Annotated in this window: 18 protein-coding genes; 13 read left to right on the forward strand and 5 right to left on the reverse strand. The window is 66.6% G+C overall.

All coding sequences use genetic code 11. The annotated features are described in order from the left end of the window. Positions 1 to 37 precede the first annotated feature (37 nt). The 10 genes from atpA (at position 38) to LL236_RS04865 (ending at position 13,733) form a co-directional block, all read left to right on the forward strand. Positions 38 to 1,675: a F0F1 ATP synthase subunit alpha gene (gene atpA, locus LL236_RS04820; RefSeq protein ID WP_228177663.1), complete on the forward strand. Its 1,638-nt coding sequence runs from the start codon at positions 38 to 40 to the stop codon at positions 1,673 to 1,675. A gap of 22 nt (positions 1,676 to 1,697) precedes the next feature. Then, positions 1,698 to 2,594 (forward strand): F0F1 ATP synthase subunit gamma, encoded by an 897-nt coding sequence (locus LL236_RS04825; protein WP_228177664.1) that lies wholly within the window; start codon positions 1,698 to 1,700, stop codon positions 2,592 to 2,594. Between the two features lie 23 nt (positions 2,595 to 2,617). Then, a complete protein-coding gene (gene atpD / locus LL236_RS04830) occupies positions 2,618 to 4,066 on the forward strand; it encodes a F0F1 ATP synthase subunit beta (RefSeq protein WP_228177665.1) in 1,449 nt (482 codons plus the stop codon). A 2-nt stretch (positions 4,067 to 4,068) separates the two neighbouring features. After that, positions 4,069 to 4,329, forward strand: a complete 261-nt coding sequence (locus LL236_RS04835; RefSeq protein ID WP_228177666.1) for a F0F1 ATP synthase subunit epsilon — start codon at positions 4,069 to 4,071, stop codon at positions 4,327 to 4,329. Between the two features lie 127 nt (positions 4,330 to 4,456). Then, entirely contained in the window at positions 4,457 to 5,209 is a 753-nt protein-coding gene (locus tag LL236_RS04840; protein ID WP_228177667.1) for a YaaA family protein, read from the forward strand. A 110-nt stretch (positions 5,210 to 5,319) separates the two neighbouring features. Next, positions 5,320 to 6,021, forward strand: coding sequence for a DUF5684 domain-containing protein (locus tag LL236_RS04845; RefSeq protein WP_228177668.1), 702 nt, complete (start codon positions 5,320 to 5,322; stop codon positions 6,019 to 6,021). 183 nt (positions 6,022 to 6,204) lie between these two features. Continuing rightward, positions 6,205 to 7,938, forward strand: a complete 1,734-nt coding sequence (locus LL236_RS04850) for an ABC transporter ATP-binding protein (protein WP_228177669.1) — start codon at positions 6,205 to 6,207, stop codon at positions 7,936 to 7,938. Beyond that, entirely contained in the window at positions 7,935 to 9,956 is a 2,022-nt protein-coding gene (locus tag LL236_RS04855; protein WP_308017245.1) for an ABC transporter ATP-binding protein, read from the forward strand. The genes LL236_RS04850 and LL236_RS04855 overlap by 4 nt, the downstream gene beginning before the upstream one ends. Positions 9,957 to 10,062: 106 nt before the next feature. Further along, positions 10,063 to 10,839, forward strand: a complete 777-nt coding sequence (locus LL236_RS04860) for a PP2C family protein-serine/threonine phosphatase (RefSeq protein WP_228177670.1) — start codon at positions 10,063 to 10,065, stop codon at positions 10,837 to 10,839. Between the two features lie 95 nt (positions 10,840 to 10,934). After that, positions 10,935 to 13,733: an FtsK/SpoIIIE domain-containing protein gene (locus LL236_RS04865; RefSeq protein ID WP_228177671.1), complete on the forward strand. Its 2,799-nt coding sequence runs from the start codon at positions 10,935 to 10,937 to the stop codon at positions 13,731 to 13,733. A 12-nt stretch (positions 13,734 to 13,745) separates the two neighbouring features. On the opposite strand, the gene LL236_RS04870 is transcribed toward LL236_RS04865, so the two are convergent. Then, positions 13,746 to 14,735, reverse strand: coding sequence for an asparaginase (locus LL236_RS04870; RefSeq protein WP_228177672.1), 990 nt, complete (start codon positions 14,733 to 14,735; stop codon positions 13,746 to 13,748). Between the two features lie 51 nt (positions 14,736 to 14,786). On the opposite strand from LL236_RS04870, the gene LL236_RS04875 reads away from it, so the two are divergent. Beyond that, complete coding sequence (locus LL236_RS04875) at positions 14,787 to 15,269, forward strand: OsmC family protein (protein ID WP_228177673.1); 483 nt, start codon at positions 14,787 to 14,789, stop codon at positions 15,267 to 15,269. A 9-nt stretch (positions 15,270 to 15,278) separates the two neighbouring features. Here the strand turns inward: LL236_RS04875 and LL236_RS04880 are convergent, their stop codons facing one another. Then, on the reverse strand, positions 15,279 to 15,995 hold the full coding sequence (locus LL236_RS04880) for a lysophospholipid acyltransferase family protein (protein WP_228177825.1): 717 nt from the start codon (positions 15,993 to 15,995) through the stop codon (positions 15,279 to 15,281). A 188-nt stretch (positions 15,996 to 16,183) separates the two neighbouring features. On the opposite strand from LL236_RS04880, the gene LL236_RS14980 reads away from it, so the two are divergent. Beyond that, positions 16,184 to 17,134: an FKBP-type peptidyl-prolyl cis-trans isomerase gene (locus tag LL236_RS14980; RefSeq protein WP_228177674.1), complete on the forward strand. Its 951-nt coding sequence runs from the start codon at positions 16,184 to 16,186 to the stop codon at positions 17,132 to 17,134. Positions 17,135 to 17,182: 48 nt separating this feature from the next. After that, on the forward strand, positions 17,183 to 18,256 hold the full coding sequence (gene dxr, locus LL236_RS04890; RefSeq protein ID WP_228177675.1) for a 1-deoxy-D-xylulose-5-phosphate reductoisomerase: 1,074 nt from the start codon (positions 17,183 to 17,185) through the stop codon (positions 18,254 to 18,256). Between the two features lie 119 nt (positions 18,257 to 18,375). Here dxr and pflA read toward each other — a convergent pair whose 3' ends face one another. From pflA to LL236_RS04905, 3 genes are all read right to left on the reverse strand, one after another. Further along, positions 18,376 to 19,188 carry a pyruvate formate-lyase-activating protein gene (pflA, locus tag LL236_RS04895; RefSeq protein ID WP_228177676.1) on the reverse strand — a complete coding sequence of 271 codons (813 nt, stop codon included), beginning with the start codon at positions 19,186 to 19,188 and terminating at the stop codon, positions 18,376 to 18,378. A gap of 1 nt (position 19,189) precedes the next feature. Then, entirely contained in the window at positions 19,190 to 21,460 is a 2,271-nt protein-coding gene (gene pflB, locus LL236_RS04900) for a formate C-acetyltransferase (RefSeq protein ID WP_228177677.1), read from the reverse strand. 184 nt (positions 21,461 to 21,644) lie between these two features. After that, positions 21,645 to 21,908, reverse strand: coding sequence for a GlsB/YeaQ/YmgE family stress response membrane protein (locus tag LL236_RS04905; protein ID WP_228177678.1), 264 nt, complete (start codon positions 21,906 to 21,908; stop codon positions 21,645 to 21,647). Positions 21,909 to 21,927: the final 19 nt, after the last annotated feature.

A 21,927-nucleotide genomic window follows, 5' to 3' on the forward strand; every position in this document is an offset into this window, starting at 1 on the left:
GCACGGAACCCGAGAAGGACCTTAACGAAGGAAGACCATGGCAGAACTCTCCATCAGCCCCGACGTCATCCGTGACGCGCTGAAAGACTTCGTCGCGGCCTACGAGCCCTCCGGGGCAGCGGCCAACGAGGTCGGCACCGTCATCGACGCCGCCGACGGCATCGCCCATGTCGAGGGTCTCCCCGGCGTCATGGCCAACGAGCTGGTGACCTTCGCCGACGGCACGCAGGGCCTGGCCCTGAACCTCGACGAGCACGAGATCGGTGTCGTCGTCCTCGGCGACTTCGCCGGCATCGAGGCGGGTCAGCAGGTCACGCGTACCGGCGAGGTGCTCTCGGTTCCCGTCGGCGACGGCTACCTCGGCCGCGTCGTCGACCCGCTCGGCAACCCGATCGATGGTCTCGGCGAGGTGGCCACGGAAGGCCGCCGTGCCCTCGAACTGCAGGCGCCGGGCGTCATGCAGCGCAAGAGCGTGCACGAGCCCATGCAGACCGGTATCAAGGCGATCGACGCGATGATCCCGGTCGGCCGCGGCCAGCGTCAGCTCATCATCGGTGACCGCCAGACCGGTAAGACGGCGATCGCTATCGACACGATCATCAACCAGAAGGACAACTGGGCCTCCGGGGATCCGACCAAGCAGGTGCGCTGCATCTACGTCGCCATCGGTCAGAAGGGTTCGACGATCGCATCCGTCAAGGGCGCGCTTGAGGATGCCGGTGCCATGGAGTACACGACGATCGTCGCGGCTCCCGCATCGGACCCCGCCGGCTTCAAGTACCTGGCTCCCTACACCGGTTCGGCTATCGGTCAGCACTGGATGTACGGCGGCAAGCACGTCCTGATCATCTTCGATGACCTGTCGAAGCAGGCTGAGGCCTACCGTGCCGTGTCGCTGCTGCTGCGCCGCCCGCCGGGCCGCGAGGCGTACCCCGGCGACGTCTTCTACCTGCACTCGCGTCTGCTCGAGCGTTGCGCGAAGCTCTCGGACGAGCTGGGCGCGGGCTCGATGACGGGTCTGCCCATCATCGAGACCAAGGCTAACGACGTCTCGGCCTACATCCCGACCAACGTGATCTCGATCACGGACGGCCAGATCTTCCTGCAGTCCGACCTGTTCAACGCGAACCAGCGTCCCGCGGTCGACGTGGGTATCTCGGTTTCGCGCGTGGGTGGTGACGCCCAGGTGAAGTCGATCAAGAAGGTCTCGGGAACGCTCAAGCTCGAGCTCGCTCAGTACCGCTCGCTCGAGGCATTCGCCATGTTCGCGAGCGACCTGGATGCGGCATCCCGCCGACAGCTGGCCCGCGGTGCGCGCCTGACCGAGCTGCTCAAGCAGCCGCAGTACTCGCCGTACCCGGTGGAAGAGCAGGTCGTCTCGATCTGGGCAGGCACCAACGGCAAGCTCGACACGATCGAGGTCGAGGATGTGCTGCCCTTCGAGCGCGAGCTGCTGGACTTCCTGCGCCGCAACACGACGATCCTCGACCGTCTTCGCGAGACCAACGTGCTGGATGACGACACCGTCGCCGAGCTCGAGAAGGTCGTCGACGACTTCGTGCTGGAGTTCCGCTCCGGCAAGGGTCAGGCGATCTCCAAGCCCGGCCACGAAGAGGTCGGCGCCGCGCAGGCCGAGGACGTCAACCAGGAGAAGATCGTCAAGGGCCGCCACTAAGGGCGCGCGAGGGCGATAAACCATGGGCGCACAACTCCGGGTCTACAAGCAGAAGATCTCTTCTGCCCAGACGACCAAGAAGATCACGAAGGCGATGGAGCTCATCGCGGCTTCGCGCATTCAGAAGGCGATGGGTCGCGTGCGGGCGTCAGCTCCGTTCGCTCGCGCGGTAACCCGCGCGGTGTCGGCGGTTGCCACGCACTCGAACGTCGATCACCCGCTCACGACCGAGCGCGAGGTCATCCGGCGCTCCGCCGTGGTGATCTTCGCCTCCGACCGTGGACTTGCCGGCGCGTTCAACTCGCAGATCCTCCGCGAGGGTCTGGAGCTTGCACAGCTCTTGCGCGACCAGGGTAAGGAACCTGTCTTCTACCTGGTCGGACGCAAGGCAGTCGGCTACTTCCAGTTCCGCAAGATGGCAAGCGCGGCGCAGTGGACCGGTGACACCGACACTCCGCACTTCCACACCGCCGAGGAGATCGCGGCAGCGCTGCTGGATGCCTACGACCGCGGGGGTGACGAAGGAGGGGTCGACGAGATCCACCTCGTCTACAACCGCTTCGTTAGCATGATGACCCAGAGCCCCGAGCAGGTCCGCCTGCTGCCGCTCGAGGTCGTCGAGGCCGAGGAGTCGGTATCCGCGCAGGTGTACCCGCTCTACGAGTTCGAGCCGGATGCCGAAACCGTGCTGAACCAGTTGCTGCCGGTCTACATCCAGAGCCGCGTCTTCAACGCGCTCCTGCAGTCGTCTGCTGCGAAGCACGCGGCGACGCAGAAGGCCATGAAGTCCGCGAGCGACAACGCCGACAAGCTCATCACCGACTACACCCGCCTGCGCAACAACGCGCGACAGGCCGAGATCACGCAGCAGATCGCCGAGATCGTCGGCGGCGCCGACGCTCTGGCGTCGGGCAAGTAGACCTGACACGAAAGAGAATGACCATGACTCCCACCGCAACCGCCGAGAAGACCGCGGTCGTCGGCCGCGTCGCGCGCGTCACCGGCCCCGTCGTCGACATCGAGTTCCCGCATGACTCGATCCCCGACATCTACAACGCGCTGACCACCACGATCACGATCGAGGGCGAGTCCAGCGAGCTGACCCTCGAGGTCGCACAGCACCTTGGCGACGACCTCATCCGCGCCATCGCGCTCAAGCCCACCGACGGTGTCGTCCGTGGTCAGGAAGTCCGTGACACGGGCGGCCCGATCTCGGTGCCGGTCGGCGACGTGACCAAGGGCCACGTGTTCAACGTGACCGGCGAGGTCCTCAACGCCGAGCCGGGCGAGAAGATCGAGATCACCGAGCGGTGGGGCATCCACCGCAAGGCGCCGGCCTTCGACCAGCTCGAGTCCAAGACGACGATGTTCGAGACCGGCATCAAGGTCATCGACCTGCTGACCCCCTACGTGCAGGGTGGAAAGATCGGTCTGTTCGGTGGTGCGGGCGTCGGCAAGACCGTCCTCATCCAGGAGATGATCCAGCGTGTTGCGCAGGACCACGGTGGTGTGTCGGTGTTCGCCGGTGTCGGTGAGCGTACCCGTGAGGGCAACGACCTGATCCACGAGATGGAAGAGGCAGGTGTCTTCGACAAGACCGCCCTCGTCTTCGGTCAGATGGACGAGCCGCCGGGGACCCGTCTTCGTGTGGCGCTCTCGGCGCTGACGATGGCCGAGTACTTCCGTGACGTGCAGAAGCAGGACGTGCTGTTGTTCATCGACAACATCTTCCGCTTCACGCAGGCAGGTTCCGAGGTCTCGACGCTTCTCGGCCGCATGCCCTCCGCTGTGGGTTACCAGCCGAACCTCGCCGACGAGATGGGTGTGCTCCAGGAGCGCATTACTTCCACGCGCGGTCACTCGATCACCTCGCTGCAGGCGATCTACGTCCCCGCCGACGACTACACCGACCCAGCGCCGGCTACGACCTTCGCCCACCTCGATGCGACCACCGAGCTTTCGCGTGCGATCGCCTCGCGCGGTCTGTACCCCGCGGTCGACCCGCTGACCTCGACCAGCCGCATCCTGGACCCGCGGTACGTCGGTGAAGACCACTACCGTGTGGCAACCGCGGTGAAGCAGATCCTGCAGAAGAACCAGGAACTGCAGGAGATCATCGCGATCCTCGGTGTCGACGAGCTCTCCGAAGAGGACAAGGTCGTCGTGTCGCGTGCGCGCCGCATCCAGCAGTTCCTCTCGCAGAACACCTACATGGCCAAGAAGTTCACCGGTGTCGAGGGCTCCACGGTTCCGATCAAGGAGACGATCGAGTCGTTCGACGCGATCGTCAAGGGCGACTTCGACCACGTGGCCGAGCAGGCGTTCTTCAACGTGGGTGGCATCTCCGACGTCGAAGAGCGCTGGGCGCAGATCCAGAAGGAGAACGGCTGATCATGCCGCTGCACGTCAGCCTCGTCTCCGCCGACGCCGAAGTGTGGTCGGGGGAGGCATCCCTCGTCGTCGCGAAGACCGTCGAGGGTGAGATCGGCTTCATGGCGGGTCACGAGCCGGTGCTCGCGATCCTCGCCGAGGGCCAGGTGCGCATCACGAAGGATGACGGCAGCAAGGTCGTCGCGAACGCTCAGGACGGCTTCCTCTCCATCGAGAGCGATGTCGTCACGATCGTGGCCGGCAACGCTGCTCTCGTCGCCTGACATCAGCATCCGCCCGGCGTAGGCCTCGGCCGCGTTGAACGGGCGTAGGAAGAATCGCCGAGGTAGGACGAATGCATCGTCATCCGTCCTACCTCGGCGATTTCGCCTTTCTCGGTGAGGAGATGCGGTGCTGATCCTGCTGCCTCCCTCGGAGACGAAGCGACCAGGCGGAGAGGGTGCGCCGTGGGATGCATCCCGTCTGGCGTTTTCTGAACTCACGCCGATCCGCGAGTCGGTGATCGACGCGCTGGTGCGGCTGAGCGATGACCCGGATGCCGCAGCCAAGGTCCTGAAGCTCGGGCCGAAGCAGCGCGGCGAGATCGAAACGAACCGGTCGCTGCGCACCTCCCCGACGATGCCGGCGATCGACAGGTACACGGGAGTGCTTTTCGACGCTCTGGATGCCTCGAGTCTCGACTCGTCTGCCAGGCGCTGGCTCGGCGACCATGTCGTGATCCATTCCGCGCCTTTCGGCCTGGTCGGTGCTCTGGACCCCATTCCGTCCTACCGGCTGGGTGCGGGCATCAGTCTTCCCGGCCTCGCCTCGCAGCGGCGCCTCTGGGCCGGTCCCGTCGCGGCAGCGCTCGCCCGTGACACCCGCGGGTTTGTGCTCGACCTGAGGTCCGAGGCCTACGTTGCGCTCGGGGCTGCACCGGTCGGGCGGAGCGCCTACGTGCGAGTCCTGACGCGGGCTCCGGACGGGCAGACGCGAGCGCTCAATCACTTCAACAAAGCCGCTAAGGGCCGGCTCACCCGCGCTCTCGCGGAGTCCAGCGCCGACCTCGCGGACACAGCGCAGTTCGTGAGATGGGCGAGCGACGCCGGGTTCGAGACGGCCCCCGACGGCGACGTCATGACGCTCATCTTGCCCCCACGCTGAGAATCTACTGACAGCTACGCTCAAGGATCGCTAGCATGTGGTGCAGCGGGCGAGTGCCCCGTCGCGCACCGGCTCGAGGTGCGAGTCCTGACCGTTCGGGAGGAACGTTCATGTTCGAAAACGTAGGCGCCTCGGTCGTCTATTACAACGACGGCGCGTCGATCGGCTTGCTGATCTTCTTCGCCTTCTTCTGGATCATCTTTGCCGCAGCGGGCTACGTCCTGACCTCGTTCTTCTTGATGAGGATCTTCGACAAGGCTGGCGTGCAGGGCAAGTGGCGCGCGTGGGTGCCCGTCTACAACGGCATGATCTTCCTCAAGCTCGGCGACCTCAGCCCCTGGCTGCTCCTCTACGCGATCGGTGCGGCGATCCTGCTCGGCTGGATCCCCGTCATCGGCCAGCTCATCGGCCTCGCCGCGTTCGTGCTGACGCTGCTCGCTGCCTGGCGCGTTGGCCTCAAGCTGCAGAAAGAGGCAGTCTGGCTCATTCTCTACTTCTTCCTCTCGATCGTCTGGCTCGGTATCGCGGCCTTCGACAAGTCGCGTTGGAACACGGCGATCCCGGCCGCGCCCTGGGCGGGCAACGGGTTCCTGGCAGACCGTACGAACTGGGACGGCATCCCCTCGCAGGTTCCGGCCGGTGGTTACCCCGCGAACCCGGCAACCAGCCCCGCAGCCGGCTACGCGGCACCGCCGGCTCCGCCGACCGGATACGCTCCTCCGGCCGCACCCCCTGCCGCGCCTCCCGCTGCTGCACCGCAGCCCCCGGCAAGCCCGGAGCCGCCCGCAGCGCCCGAAGAGCCCAAGGCCTAATCCCGCTTGACCCCAGAGGCCCCCACCGCACGGTGGGGGCCTCTCACACGTTCGGCTGTTGCAATCTCGGCCGTTCGCTGACGGCGCAGCCGAGTGATTTGCCTGCCGCAGGATGCCGGGCGTAGCGTCAGCGAGGACGTGTCCGCGGGGACCCGACCGTCCGTTCGGTGGAAGGACCTCCTCGTGCTCTGGACCCTCCTGGTGCGATACCTGCGACCCGCGTGGCCGCTCATCATCGCCGTCATCGTGTTTCAGCTCGCTCAGTCGATCGCATCGCTGCTGCTTCCGACTCTGAACGCTGACATCATCGACAACGGTGTGGTGACCGGCGACATCGCCTACATCTGGTCGACCGGCGGTCTCATGCTCGTCATCTCGCTCGTGCAAGTCGTGTGCGCGATCATCGCCGTGTACTTCGGGTCGCGACTTGCCATGGGAATGGGCAAGAACCTGCGGGCCGATGTCTTCCACCGCGTCGTCGCGTTCTCGCAGCGCGAGGTCGGGAGCTTCGGCGCGCCGTCTCTCATCACGCGCAACACGAACGACGTGCAGCAGGTGCAGATGCTCGTGCAGGTTTCGGCGACGCTGATGGTCTCGGCGCCGATGCTCGCGATCGGCGGGGTGATCATGGCGATTCGCCAGGACCCCGGCCTGTCGTGGCTCATGGCGGTAGCGGTGCCTGTGCTGCTGATCCTGGTCTCACTCATCGTCGTGCGAATGGTTCCCGCGTTCACGGTCATGCAGCAGCGGATCGACCGCGTCAATCAGATCATGCGCGAGCAGCTGAGCGGCATCCGTGTCGTTCGCGCCTTCGTCCGCGAAGACCACGAACGTCAGCGCTTCGACGTCGCGAGCCGCGATGTGATGGCGACAGGACTTCGCGCGGGCAACCTCATGGCGCTGATGTTTCCCGTGGTCATGCTCGTGCTCAATGTCTCGAGCGTTGCGGTGATCTGGTTCGGCGCCTTCCAGGTGCAAAACGACGGCGTCGAGATCGGAACCCTCTTCGCCTTTCTCACCTACATCATGCAGATCCTCATGGGTGTCATGATGGCGACGTTCATGTTCGTCATGATCCCCCGTGCCGCGGTCTGCGCGAAGCGGATCGGCGAGGTCCTGGACACGGAACCCTCGGTTGAGCCTCCCGCCGTCGCCGTGGCAGCCCCCGCGCCGCGCGGCCGGGTCGAATTCTCGCACGTCGACTTCGCCTACCCGGGTGCGCAGGATCCGGTGCTTCACGACATCACCTTCACGGTCGAGCCGGGCACGACGACAGCGATCATCGGATCGACCGGGGCCGGCAAGTCGACGCTCATCGGGCTCGTGCCGCGCTTGTTCGATGTGACGGCGGGGGAGGTGCGTGTCGATGGTGTCGACGTGCGCTCGTACGATCCCGATGAACTGTGGGCGCGGATCGGGCTGGTCCCGCAACGGGCGTTCCTGTTCTCCGGAACCGTCGCCTCGAACCTGCGGTACGGCGATGCCGCCGCCGATGACGCAAGTCTGTGGCGTGCCCTGGAGCTGGCGCAGGCGCGCTCGTTCGTCGAGTCCTTCCCCCTGGGACTCGAGGCACCGATCGCGCAAGGGGGCACGAACGTCTCGGGTGGGCAGCGACAGCGCGTCGCGATAGCGCGAGCGCTCGTGAAGAACCCGCCGATCTTCATCTTCGACGACTCGTTCTCGGCCCTCGATCTGCGAACGGATGCCGCGCTTCGCCGAGCCCTCGACACCGAACTTCCTGACGCTACGCGCCTGATCGTCGCCCAGCGAGTGTCGACGATTCAGCACGCCGATCAGATCGTGGTGCTCGACCACGGTCGGATCGTCGGCATCGGTAGACACGATGAGCTCGTGGGGACGTGCGAGACCTACCGCGAGATCGTCGATTCCCAGCTCTCGGCGGAGGCAGCGGCATGAGCGCGCCTCGTCCCGCTGCAGGTGCAGCTCCCGCGCGCGGTCCGATGGGGGGCGGCCCCATGGGACGCGGGATGGGGATGCCCGTGCAGAAGGTGCAGAATTTCGGCGCGAGCGCGAAGCGCCTGCTCGCGCATCTGCGCCGAGAGAACGCGCTCCTGGTCGTCGTTATCGTGTTGGGCGTCTTTTCGGTGGCACTGTCGGTGATCGGGCCGAAGCTCCTGGGGGAGGGCACCAACCTCGTTTTCGCTGGTTTCGTGTCGCTGCAATTCTCGGATGTTCCCCCGGGGACCACGCAGCAGCAGATCATGGACCAGCTCATCGCGAACGGTCAGCAGGAGCAGGCTGACCTGCTCTCGACGATGACCTTCACCCCGGGTGCGGGTATCGACTTCGCAGCCCTTGGCCAACTCTTGCTGCTCGTGCTCGCCGTCTATGTAGGCGCGAGCCTGTTCGGTTGGCTGCAGGCCCGCATCCTGAACGGCGTCGTCCAGCGCGCGATGCACCGCCTGCGCATCGAGGTCGAGCAGAAGATCCACCGCCTGCCGCTGTCGTATTTCGACCGCGTCCAGCGGGGCGAGCTGCTGAGCCGCGTCACCAACGACGTCGACAACATCGGCCAGAGCCTCCAGCAGACACTGTCGCAGGTCGTGATTTCGCTCCTGACCGTGATCGGCGTGCTCGTCATGATGTTCGTGATCTCGCCGCTTCTAGCGGTCATCGCGCTGGTCACCATTCCGCTGACGATCGTCGTCACCGTCCTGGTCGCGCGCCGTTCACAGGCCCTCTTCGTGACGCAGTGGCGGGCCACTGGCGTCCTCAATGCCCGCATCGAAGAGACTTTCTCGGGGCACTCGGTCGTCAAGGTGTTCGGGCACCAGCGTGAGGCCGAGACCGACTTCGCCGCCGAGAACGAAGAGGTGTACCGGGCGAGCTTCGGCGCGCAGTTCCTCTCGGGAATCATCATGCCCGCCATGATGTTCATCGGTAACCTCGTCTACGTCGCGATCGCGGTCGTCGGCGGGCTGCAGGTCGCCGGGGGAATGCTCTCGATCGGAGACGTGCAGGCCTTCATCCAGTACTCGCGGCAGTTCACACAGCCCCTGAGCCAACTCGGATCCATGGCGAACCTGCTGCAGTCGGGGGTAGCCAGCGCCGAGCGGGTCTTCGAACTGCTCGACGAGCCCGAGCAGACCGACGATCCCGAGCCAGCCGAGACCGTGCCGAGCGACGCGAGCACTCTCGAGTTCCGCGACGTGTCCTTCCGCTATGTCGCCGACACGCCGCTCATCGATGACCTGACTCTGCGCGCGGCATCCGGGAGCACGGTCGCGATCGTCGGACCCACGGGTGCGGGAAAGACGACGCTTGTCAACCTCGTCATGCGCTTCTACGACGTGGATGAGGGCGGCATCCTGCTCGGCACCGCGGCGGGGCTTCCAGACGGAGGCCTCGATACGCGACGGATGACGCGCGATGACCTGCGGGCGCGCACCGGCATGGTGCTGCAGGACACGTGGCTGTTCGCGGGCACGATCCGGGAGAACATCGCTTACGGCCGGCCGGAAGCGAGCGAGGAAGAGCTGGTGGCGGCGGCCTCGGCGGCATACGTGGACCGATTCGTCCATGCGCTCCCGGACGGATACGACACCGTGCTCGACGACGAGGCGACGAATCTGTCGGTGGGTGAGCGGCAGCTTGTCACGATCGCGCGAGCCTTCCTCGCTGATCCGCGCATCCTGATCCTCGATGAGGCGACGTCGTCGGTCGATACCCGCACCGAACTCCTGATCCAGCGCGCCATGTCCAGCCTGCGGCGCGACCGGACCTCGTTCGTGATCGCGCACCGTCTCTCGACGATTCGAGATGCCGACCTCATCCTGGTCATGGAAGCCGGCGCGATCGTCGAACAGGGGACGCACGAGGAGTTGCTGCGCGCGCGGGGGGCCTACTGGGCGCTCTACAACGCTCAGTTCGAAGCCCCCGCCGACGAGGGGGCAGAACCGGTCGGACGCGAGTGACTGCACGCCACCACCGCCGCACGTCCCCGCCCCGTGTCTGACGTTCGATTAGTATGTGACGGTCGGTGCCTCGCGCCGGCACCGACAACGACGAGGAAAGGGTCGCGTGGCCGAGGTTTCCGCCCATTCCCGCACCGTTGACCTGGCACGCGATCGCCTCGAGCTCGCCTGGGCCGCGGTGACAGACACGGGCCGTCGGCGTGAGGTCAATCAGGATGCCGTCCTCGCGGAGTTCCCCCTGTTCATCGTCGCCGACGGAATGGGTGGTCACATCGGTGGCGAGATCGCCAGCGCGAGCGCTGTCGAACGCCTCCACGCTGTGGCCGACACCGGCTCCGTCTCCACCAAGGCGATCGAGAAGGCCCTCGCGCGCGCGGTGAAAGACATCGCCGCTCGTCCGGAGGCAACCGACGAGGCGACCGGCACCACCGTGACCGGGCTGTTCCTTGACGTCTCGGGCGCCGAGGCATCCTGGGTTGCCCTGAACATCGGGGACTCTCGCGTTTATCTGCTTCGCGATGGCGCGATTGTGCAGGTCACGACTGACCACTCGGTCGTCCAGGAGCTCATCGCCTCCGGGCGACTGAGCCCGGAAGAGGCAGAGAACCACCCGTACGGAAACGTCATAACGCGGGCGCTCGGACCCAGTGAGAGCGTCACCCCCGACTACGTCCGCCTCGACGTGGTCGATGGCGACAGGTTCGTCATCTGCTCTGACGGGCTGACCAAGGAGCTCACTGACTTCGGCATCCAGCACTTCCTTGCCGAACATCCCGAGCCGGCGGCGGCAGTTGAGGCGATGCTGGATGCTGCGCTGGAGAACGGCGGGCGCGACAACATCTCGATCGTCGTTGTAAACGTCGCCCGCGTTCCGGGGGCCTGAGGTTCCGTTCCTCCCCAACGCGGCGATCGCTCCGCTCGGGCGCGACGGTGGGCCCGGTAGCGCGATCGCGCCGATCCGGGTGATGGGCTGGGGTGATGCGTTCACCGTCTGGAACCGCGCAGCGCCTGTCCCCCGTAACGAAGCTGCGCGCCCCCGCTCGTGCCGCGACCGGTCTTCCGATCCTTGCGACGGCGGTGCCGGTGCTCGGGGCAGTGGCGCTGTGGGCGGTGACCGGATCCGTGTTGAGCCTGTGGTTCGCTGCCCTCGCGCCGATGATGGCGGTGGCGGGGTTCGGGGACCGCGTGTGGGCGGCACGGCGTGCGCGGCGCCGGGATGATGCTGTAGCCGAGGCGGACTCTGCCTCGCTGAGCGCGGCGATCGAAAAGGAGGTCGTCCGTCGTCGCGACCGTGCATGGCGAGCCTGGCCCGACATCCGCCGGCTCCTGGAGAATCCGGAAGAGGTGTGGCGGGAGGTCGAGGGTCGCCAAGGCCACCTCGTGCTGGGAAGCGGCGACATACCGATCACGGTGGCCGCCGAGCACGTGTCCGACCTTCGGGCTGAGTTCGCGCCCGAGGTCGCCGCGCGAACTGCCGGCACGCCGAACCTGACGATGCCGGATGCCCCCGCGACTGTGCCGCTGCGCGGCAGCCTCGCCGTGGTCGGACCCGAGCCACTTGTTGCTGGGGCGGTGCGCGCGATGCTCGTCCAACTGTGTCTGGTCCATCCGCCAGGTGATCTTGAGATCACCGGGGACCTTCCGGGTGGTTTCTCGTGGGTCGAGGAACTCCCGCATCGGTTCACACCCGGGCAGCACCGGATCGCGCTGGATGTCTCAAGTGGGTGGGACGGCCCCGTCGGGGAGGTTGATGCCTCGATCCTCATCGGGCGGGGAGGTGGCGCCGGAGTTCGGGTTGTGCTCGGTCAGAGAGCTACCGGATCGGCGCACGCGACAGTGGACACCGGTGAAGACAGTCTCGAGATTCGCCCACAGATGCTCTCCGAGTTCCAGGCGAGCCTTCTGGCTCGCTCCCTGCGCGAGAAGATCTCGCGGACAGCGATGGACAGTGGCGAGCTCGCGCTGGACGGTCTGGTCGAGCCGCACCGAGCGTCCGAGCCCGGAGCGGGTGCTCGAAGCCTTGTGAGCGTCATCGGGACCTCGAATGCGAGCGCGTTCTGCCTCGACCTCGTCAGCGACGGGCCGCACGCGCTGGTCGTCGGTACGACAGGCAGCGGCAAGAGCGAACTACTGCGAACGTGGGTCGCCTCGCTGGCCGCGCACTACAGCCCAGAGGATGTGGTCTTCGTCCTCGCGGACTTCAAGGGAGGCACAGCGTTCTCATCGCTCCGGAGACTCCCGCACGTCACCGGTGTTCTGACCGATCTCGACGAGGCTGCGGCAACGCGAGGGATCGAGAGCCTGCGCGCTGAGGTGCGGCGGCGTGAGGGCGTGCTCGCGGCAGCCGGAGTCCGAGATATCGCCGAGGGGGCTGCGGATCTGCCGCGTCTGGTCGTGGTCGTCGACGAGTTCGCCGCGTTACTGAGTTCTCACAGCGAGCTTGCGAACCTGTTCATTGATCTCACCGCGCGGGGAAGAGCGCTGGGCATCCACGTGATCTTGGGCACGCAGCGCGCCACCGGGGTCTTTCGTGAGGCGCTTCTGGCCAATTGTCTGCTGCGCGTTGTTCTCCGGGCCGCCGATGTTGCCGATAGTCGCCTCATGCTCGGAGATGACAGCGGCTGTCGGGTGCCTGCCGGCGTGCGTAGCGCCGGGAGCGCCCTCGTCAGACGCGCGACAGACCACAGGCCGGTGCCGATTCGCATCGCGCTGGTGGGAGACGAGTTCGTGTCGCGAATCGCTGCCCGCTCCGAGGCCGCACCGGTACAGGCGCCCTGGCTCGAGCCCCTCCCGGTCACGGTGGCACTTCCGGGCGGGAGGAACGACGACACGCTTCTCATCGGGCTCGCCGATGAGCCGCATCTGCAGCGACAGGAACCCGTCGGGATCGCGAGATCAGTTCGGGGCCTGTGCGTCGTCGGAGCCGCCGGATCGGGCGTGACGACTGCGCTGCAGACTGTCGCGGCCCAGATCGGCGAGGTCGAGGCCTGGGTCGATTCCGATGATCTCGAGCGAGCCTGGGACGTCCTGAACCGTGTCGCCGTTACCCGGCGCGGCGCTGTCGTGGTCGATGACGCCGACGCGGTCTTGGCGGCGCTCCCGTCGGAGTACGCCCATGTCGCAGCAGGCCTCCTCGAAACGATAGCCCGCTCGTCCGGGGAGGGACATCCGTTCCTGCTCGGGCTGGAACGTCTCGCGGGGCCGATTGCTCGCGTCGCCGATCTCCTGCCGCATCGCCTGCTGCTTCGCCATTCCCAGCGCAGCGACTACCTTTCTGCCGGCGGGGTGCCGGGCCACTGTGATCCCACAGCTTCGGCGGGTCGAGGACGACTCGACGGGACGCTCGTGCAGGTATTCCAGGCCGAAACTGCTTCTCGAGGGGTGAGGGTGCCGAACGAGTCAACCTGGCGACCGCCGGCCGGACTGACGTGTTGGGTTACGCGCGCCACCCCCGGCGCTGAGCGCATCCAGGAGCAGTGGCTGGCTCGTGACGTGGTGGTCACGGGACCCGATCACGCGCTCGCCGGAGGCAGCCCGCAGGCGCTGGAGCCTGGACGCTCGCTCGTCGTGCGCGCTGAACCCGAGCAGTGGCAGAGGTTCTGGACGACGCTGACCACCCTGCGCGCGCAGGGTCCTCTTCTGGTCGATCCATCGTGTGCGGCGGAGTACCGCATCCTCACCGGGCGACGAGAGCTTCCTCCCCTGTGTCTTCCCGGCGCGCTGCGCGGATGGCTCCTCGAACCCGGGCGGGAGGTCAGTCGGGTGCGGCTCGGATGATGCGGATGACGATCAGAACGCAGGGGAGATCATGCCGACGTCGCGCTCGCCGCCGCGTACCCGCAGGGGCAGCTCTTCCCGCGCGCGTGAGACGTCGGCGGCGCTCAGTGCGCCAGTTCGCTCGAGAAGACGCAGCGCGACGATGGACGAGGCCCGGGCGGAGCCATCGAGCATCTTGAGGGCTACCGTCGTCCCATCCGGCGCGACCATGATCATCACGCCCTCGGCACCCCCCTTCGCGAAGACTCCCGTCTGTTCGATCGCGATGGTGTCGGCCCGTCCTGGGCCGTCAATCGTCCAGGGATGCCGGCGCACTGCCCCGACCAGCGCTGCCGCGTTGCGATGCAGCGCGAACGGCGACCGCTCCGAAGAACCGCCGATCCGGTGCGCTGCCTTGGCAAGGCCCGACAGAGTGAGGGCGAACACCGGAGCGCCGCATCCGTCGATGACCGATGCCTGAACACGCTCGCCGGTCAGTCGCTCGACGAGTTCGCGAATCTGAACCTGCAGCGGATGCTCGGGGTCGAGGTAGGTGGCAAGGTCCCACCCCTGTGCGACGCACGCCGCGAGCATTGCCGCGTGCTTGCCCGAGCAGTTCATACGAAGCCGCTCGGGCTCTCCTCCGGCGCGGACCAGGGCATCTCGTGTCGCCGTGTCGGATGGCCACGCGGGCGGGCACTGAAGGCTGCGCTCGTCCAGCCCGGCAGCGTCGAGAATGTCACGGACCACTGCGACGTGCCGGTCGGTTCCGGCATGGCTGGCGGTCGCGAGCGCCAGCGTCTCGTCAGCAAGCTGCGCGCCCGCGGCAAGGCACGCCAGGGCCTGGATCGGCTTCAAAGATGACCGCGGAAGGATGGGTGCGTCGGTGTCGCCGAGCCGCTCGATGGCCTGACCCTCGGGGTTCAGGACGATCGCCGCGCCGGCATGGCGGGATTCCACGAATCCGCCTCGTTCCACCCGCGCGAGCTCGACGGCAGCAGCAACAGGGAGGGTCTCAGGCACTCGAACAGCCTATCCGGGCCACTGACCCCGAGCAGGTGTCAGACTTGCCCCATGCTGGGTGAACACGACTACATCGTCCGGGCGGAATGGACCGGCAACCGTGGCGTCGGCACGGCGGGCTATCGGGACTATGCCCGAGACGTGACCCTGCGGATCGAGGGAAAGCCGGATCTTCTCGCCTCGAGCGACAAGCCGTTTCGGGGGGATCCATCGCGGTGGAACCCCGAGGATCTCCTCGTCGCCTCCCTCAGCGAGTGCCACCTGCTGTCCTACCTGCACGCGGCAGTCCAAGCGGGTGTCGTGGTCGTCGCTTACCGAGACACCGCTACCGGAGTCATGGTGCAAGACGGTCACGGTGGGGGGAGCTTCCGCGAGGTGACGTTGCATCCGGTTGTGACGGTAGCGGACGAGTCGATGCGGGCCGCCGCCGAGGCTGCGCATCAGCAGGCCAACACGTGGTGCTTCATCGCGAACTCGGTCAACTTTCCCGTCCACCACCGTCCTACGACGCTCGTGGCGGGAATCGACGGTTGAGCCGGGGAGTCAGCGGCGCTCGTGCGGGAGTACCTGCTTGATGCGTTCGATCGGCGACTGGGGCTGAACCTCGTTGTACGCGCCCGCGAGTTCCTGCCCGGACAGCGCGTGGATCGCGGCCATGATCTCATCGGTTGCGCCGCGGCGGGCGCGACCGGATGACGAGTCGCCATGATGGGACAGATCCAGCGGCTGACCGAACTTGACAGTGATGCGGTGCTTCGGGGAGGGCATCGTGGCTCCCTTCGGCATGACCTTGTCGGTGCCGATGAGCCCCACGGGAACAACGGGTGCGCCGGTCTGGAGCGCCAGGAAGGCGACCCCCGTGCGCCCCTTGTAGAGGCGTCCGTCCATCGAGCGCGTGCCCTCCGGATACAGCGCGACGGCGCTTCCCTCCTCGAGAAGAGCGCGCTGCTGCTCCAGGGCGTCGAGGGCTGCTTGACCTGCACCGCGGCGAACGGGTATCGCGCCGATGGAGGTGAAGAACTGCCGCGAGGCCCATCCTGAGAAGCCCGAGCCTTCGAAGTAGCTCGACTTCGCCAGGAAGTGAACCCGCCGCGGCGCGCCGACAGGGATGGCGATCGAGTCGATGAACGAGAGATGGTTGCTCGCGAAGATGACTGGTCCGCTTCGGGGCACCAGATGCTTGCCCTCGACACGGGGTCGATAGATCAGGCGGGCAAGCGGCGTGATCACCGTACGTCCGAGCGCATACGTGATGCCCATGCGGCGACGGGTCGTGTTGCCGTCGGCGGGGGGCTCCGCGTTCGTGCGAGCGGTGGGTTCGACGGTCACCCGTCGAGGTTACCGTCGGTTTCATTCCCCGATCGGAATGGCGCCGGGCTCGCGATTCCCAGGAGAGACAGAGGAATTGTGCGAAAGGATGGGGGCTCCGCCCACAGCAGAGGACCATTGTGCGCTCACGTTCCCTTCTCGCCCTGACCGTCGCCGCGACCGCGGCCCTTCTTCTGGCAGGCTGTACTTCCGCCTCCGAGAGCGACCCAACGGCATCCACCGCCGGCAACGGCGGACTGTGCGCCGCAGCTGCCGAGTCCGGCCCGGTTTCCGAGTCCGTGACGGTGGAGGGAGACTTCGGAACAGTTCCTACCGCATCCTTCTCGACACCGATCGCCGTTGACGGGATGCAGCGGTCCGTCGCCATCACGGGCGATGGAGCGGCGCTGACAGACGGCGCATATGTTTCGTACGCACTCACCGTTTTCGACGGTGACACGGGAGCGCAGGTGGATTCGGCCGGATATGACGACTCTGCCCCGCTGGCCCCGATCCCGGTGGAAGCCGGCACGGGCATCGACGAGTTCTTCGGATGCGCCACGCAGGGTTCGCGGATCGTTCTGGCAGTTCCGGGGCAGGGTGAAACAGCGGCGCAGATCTATGTGCTGGATGTGCTCGAGGTGACGCCAGCTGATCAGTGGTGCCAGGTCGTGGACGCTGACACGGCCATGCCGACCGTCACGTTCGACGAGAGCGGTGCTCCCGCCATCGCGATCCCGGCATCGGACCCGCCCAGTGGTGTTGTCGTCGACGTGCTCACCGAAGGTGACGGCGCTGTCGTCGAGCCCGGCGACAGCGTCACGGTGAACTACACCGGGGTGAAGTGGAGCGATGGGAGCGTCTTCGACTCCAGCTGGGAGAAGGGCTCTCCCGCGACGTTCCAGACGACACAGGTCGTGTCCGGCTTCCAGCGGGCGCTCGAGGGGCAGAAGGTCGGCTCGACGGTCCTCGTTTCGATGTCGCCCCTGTGTGGATATGGCGAAGCGTCGGTGACCAACACCAATGCACTGGCAGGCGAGACGCTCGTGTTCGTCGTGGAGATCATCTCCAGCGAGCCTGCGGCCGGCTGAGAGCTACCCTGGCGCGGCGCATCGCGAGGCCCTCGATAGGCTGAGCGCATGCGCCGCGTCATCATCCTTGGTTCCAGCGGCTCGATCGGCACGCAGGCCCTCGATGTGATTCGGGGGAACCGAGATCGCTTCGATGTCGTGGGTCTGGCGACCGGGAGCCAACGCGACGTGCTCGAGGCGCAGGCCCGCGAGTTCGGTGTCGAGAGTACGGCTGTCGGCATCCACGAGGCAGAGCAGCTGGTCCGTGACGTCGAGGCCGATGTCGTGTTGAACGGCATCACGGGTTCGGTTGGCCTCGGCCCGACCATCGCGGCTCTTGAGGAGGGGCGAACTCTCGCGCTCGCCAACAAGGAGTCGCTGATCGTCGGAGGAGAGCTGGTCACCGCGCTCGCGCGTCCCGGCCAGATCGTGCCGGTGGATTCCGAACACTCGGCTATCGCGCAGGCGCTGCGCTCGGGCGAACGGTCAGAGGTCCGCCGACTCGTGCTGACCGCATCGGGCGGGCCGTTCCGGGGCCGCTCCCGTGATGCGCTGCGGACGGTCACACCCGCCGAAGCGCTGGCACATCCGACCTGGAACATGGGGCGCGTGGTGACCACGAACTCGGCGACCCTGGTCAACAAGGGACTCGAGGTGATTGAGGCGCACCTGCTGTTCGACGTGCCGTACGCGCAAATCGAGGTCGTCGTGCACCCGCAGTCGGTCGTCCACTCGATGGTGGAGTTCAGTGATGGCTCCACGATCGCCCAGGCATCCCCGCCCGATATGCGTCTGCCGATCTCGCTCGGTCTTGACTGGCCGCATCGCATCGCTGGAGTGGGCCTCCCCATCGACTGGAGCACCGCGACCACCTGGAGCTTCGAGCCGCTTGAGGACACGGCCTTTCCGGCAGTCGAGCTGGCAAAGCGTGTGGGTCGCGCCGGCGGAACGTATCCGGCGGTCTTCAATGCTGCAAACGAGGTGGCTGTGGATGCCTTCCACGACGGGAGGATCGGATTCCTCGGCATCCTCGATACCGTCGAGCGGGTCGTCGAGGCCCACGAGCCCCCCGCCGCCCTGACCCGAGAGAGTCTTGCAGACGCTGAAGACTGGGCGCGGCGCACAGCGGCCGAGCTCCTGTAGCTCGCCTCCTCGTCGCGCGAACCCACAGGTCTCGGCGCGAACCCACAGGAGTCGCGCGCGAGAACGTGGGGGTTCGCGGCCGGGGGTGTGGGTTCGCGCCCAGAGGGGGAGGGGGGCGGTCAGTAGGTCATCAGGCCCCGGGCGCGGAACTGGCCGCGCACGCGTTCGATCAGCTCTGGCTCGGGGGCGCGGGTTTCGGCAAGGCTGTAGGCGCGCCCCAGGCGGTCCCACTTCGATGCGCCCATCTGGTGGAAGGGGAGAACCTCGACGCGCTCAACATTCGACCACCGCGAGACGATCTCGGCGACGGCGTCGACGTTGTCTTCGGCGTCAGTGAGTCCAGGCACGAGAACGAAGCGGATCCAGGTGGGAAGCCCCCGCGCGGCAAGGCGGTCACCGAAGTCGATCGTCGGTTGCAGCTCGCGTCCAGTGACCGTGCGGTAGGTCTCGGGGATGCCGGATTTCACGTCCAGCAGCACGAGGCTCACGTCATCGAGCATCGCGTCGGACGCGTTGCGGCCCAGGTAGCCCGACGTGTCGATGGCGGTGTGGATGCCTTCCGCTGCCGCTTCGTGGAGGATGCGGGCAACGAAGGCTGACTGCTGCAGCGGTTCGCCGCCCGAGATTGTCAGTCCGCCGCCGGTGGCCCGGAATACACCGGCGTAGCGGCGGATGCGTGTGACGATCTCGGCGAGTGTGGTCGGCGTTCCATCCTTCTGGAGCCACGTGTCGGGGTTCTGGCAGTACTGGCAGCGCAGGGGGCAGCCGGAGAGGAACAGCGTCATCCGGGTACCTGGCCCGTCGACGGCGGTGACGAGCTCCCAGGAGTGGACGCTTCCCATCTCGCCGGCGCGGGCCGCCTCGAGACGCGCGTGGTGCGTCTCGAGGCGGCCCGCGTGGACCGCCGGCTGCGGAAGCGCGACGGCGGCCATGTCACACCCCCGCGTGGAAGGTGCGGCTGATCACGTCGAGCTGCTGCTCGCGGGTCAGTCGGACGAAGTTGACGGCGTAACCCGACACCCGGATGGTCAACTGGGGGTAGTTCTCCGGGTTCTCCATCGCGTCTTCGAGCGTTTCCCGCGTGAGGACGTTGACGTTCAGGTGGTAGCCGCCAGCTGCCATCTGCGCATCCAGGAGCCCGACGAGGTTCGCGACCCGCTCGTCCGCGGTCCGGCCGAGGCCTGCGGGGACGACGGTCGTGGTCAGCGAGATGCCGTCCTGTGCCTGGTCGAAGGGGATCTTGGCGACGGAGAGGGTAGCTGCCAGCATCCCGTGCGTGTCTCGACCGTTCATCGGGTTCGCTCCCGGTGCAAAGGGGGCTCCGGCGCGGCGCCCGTCCGGGGTGTTGCCGGTGGCCTTGCCGTAGACGACGTTCGAGGTGATCGTCAGCACGGACTGGGTGTGCACGGCATCCCGGTAGGTCGGGTGCGAGCGCAGCATCTCCATGAATTCGGTCACAAGCTCCCGTGCAATGTCATCGACACGGTCGTCGTCGTTGCCGTACGTGGGGAACTCGCCCTCCACGACGTAGTCGGTGACCAGGCCGGTCTCATCGCGAACCGGGGAGACCCGAGCGTACTTGATCGCCGAGAGGGAGTCCGCCGCCACCGACAGCCCTGCGATACCGCAGGCCATCGTGCGCAAAACCTCCCGGTCGTGCAGGGCCATCTCGAGCCGCTCGTACGCGTACTTGTCGTGCATGTAGTGGATGCAGTTCAGTGCGTCGACGTAGGTTGCGGCAAGCCACTCCATCAGCGTGCGGAACTTGCCGCGCACGTCGTCGTAGTCCAGCACGTCGCCGGTCACGGCCGGCATGACGGGGGCTACCTGCTTGCCGGTGACCTCATCACGGCCACCGTTGATGGCGTAGAGAAGAGTCTTGGCGAGGTTCACCCGGGCGCCGAAGAACTGCATCTGCTTGCCGACGCTCATGGGCGAGACGCAGCAGGCGATGGCAGCATCGTCTCCGCACAGGCCCCGGATGAGGGCATCCGACTCGTACTGGATGGAGGACGTGTCGATCGAGACCTTCGCGCAGAACTCCTTGAACCCGCGGGGGAGGTCATCCGACCAGAGCACCGTCAGGTTGGGCTCGGGTGCGGGACCCAGGTTGTACAGCGTCTGCAGGAAACGGAACGCGGTCTTGGTGACCAAGGTTCGCCCGTCAACGCCCGTGCCCCCCAGCGACTCGGTCACCCATGTCGGGTCGCCGGAGAACAGGGCGTCGTACTCGGGCGTGCGCAGGAACCGCACGATCCGAAGCTTGATGACGAGGTCGTCGATGAGTTCCTGCGCTCCCGTTTCGTCGAGGATGCCGGCCTCCAGGTCGCGCTGGATGTAGACGTCCAGGAACCCGGTGTTGCGGCCGAAGCTCATCGCTGCGCCGTTTTGCTCCTTCACCGCGCCGAGGTAGGCGAAGTAGAGCCACTGCAGCGCTTCGCGGGCGTTCGCGGCGGGACGCGCGATGTCGTAACCGTAGGTTGCTGCCATCCGGGTCAGCTCCTGCAGCGCGCGGATCTGCTCGGCGTTCTCTTCGCGGCTCCGGATGATGTCCTCGGTCGAGAAGTGCATGTCGAGCTCGGCGTGTTCAGCCTTCTTCGCGTCGATCAAGGCGTCCGTTCCATACAGTGCGACCCGGCGGTAGTCGCCGATGATGCGGCCGCGGCCATAGGCATCCGGAAGCCCCGTGATGAGGTGGCTGCTGCGTGCCCGGCGGACGGCGGGCGGGTAGACGTCGAACACGCCGTCGTTGTGGGTCTTGCGGTAGGTCGTGAAGATCTTCTCCAGATCCGCCGGCACGTCGTAGCCGTAGGTCTCCAGGGCACCCTTGACCATCCGCCATCCACCGTTGGGCATGATGGCCCGCTTGAGCGGGGCGTCGGTCTGCAGGCCGACGATCAGTTCGTCGTCACGAGCGATATAGCCCGGTGCGTGCGAGGTGATCGTGGAGGGCGTCGTGGCGTCGACGTCGTACACACCGCGCTCACGCTCTGCGGGGAACATCGCGGTCAGTGTCTGCCAGACTCGCTGCGTCCGTTCGGTTGCCCCAGCCAGGAACGAGGCGTCACCGCTGTAGGGCGTGTAGTTGCGCTGGATGAAGTCGCGGACGTCGATGGCGTCCTGCCAGGGGCCGGCGACGAATCCGTCCCAGGCTGCGGGGATCGCGTCTGCCTGGTCGACGGGGGTGGGGGTTACGGTGCTCATGGTGACGCATCTCCTTCGTGGGTGTCGAAGTGTGGGTCACTCGTCTCGGCGACGGATTACGCCGCCGCGGGAGTGCTTCTGACACCGACGCTAGACCCGCGAAGGAACCCCGTCGGAAAGATGCACGAATCCCTACATCCATGTGGTCTGACCACACACATGTTTGTGGTCAGACCACAAGTGGTCAGCTGCGCTTGCGCCCGAAGATCAGACCGAACAGCAGGAGCACCACGATCGAGCCGATCAGCGCGAACACCCAGCCCGAGAAGTTCCAGAACGTCGTGTAGACATCCAGTCCGAACAGCCCGGCGATCCACCCGCCGACCATCGCGCCGAGCAGGCCCAGCAAGATCGCGACGAACCAGCCGCCGACCTGTTTGCCGGGAAGGATGATGCGGGCGATGATGCCCGTCAGGATGCCGAGAATGGCGAAGGCGAAGAAACCCACGGGACGGTCCTCTCGAGTC

The sequence above is a fragment of the Microbacterium schleiferi genome (genome assembly GCF_020781975.1).
GTDB lineage: Bacteria > Actinomycetota > Actinomycetes > Actinomycetales > Microbacteriaceae > Microbacterium.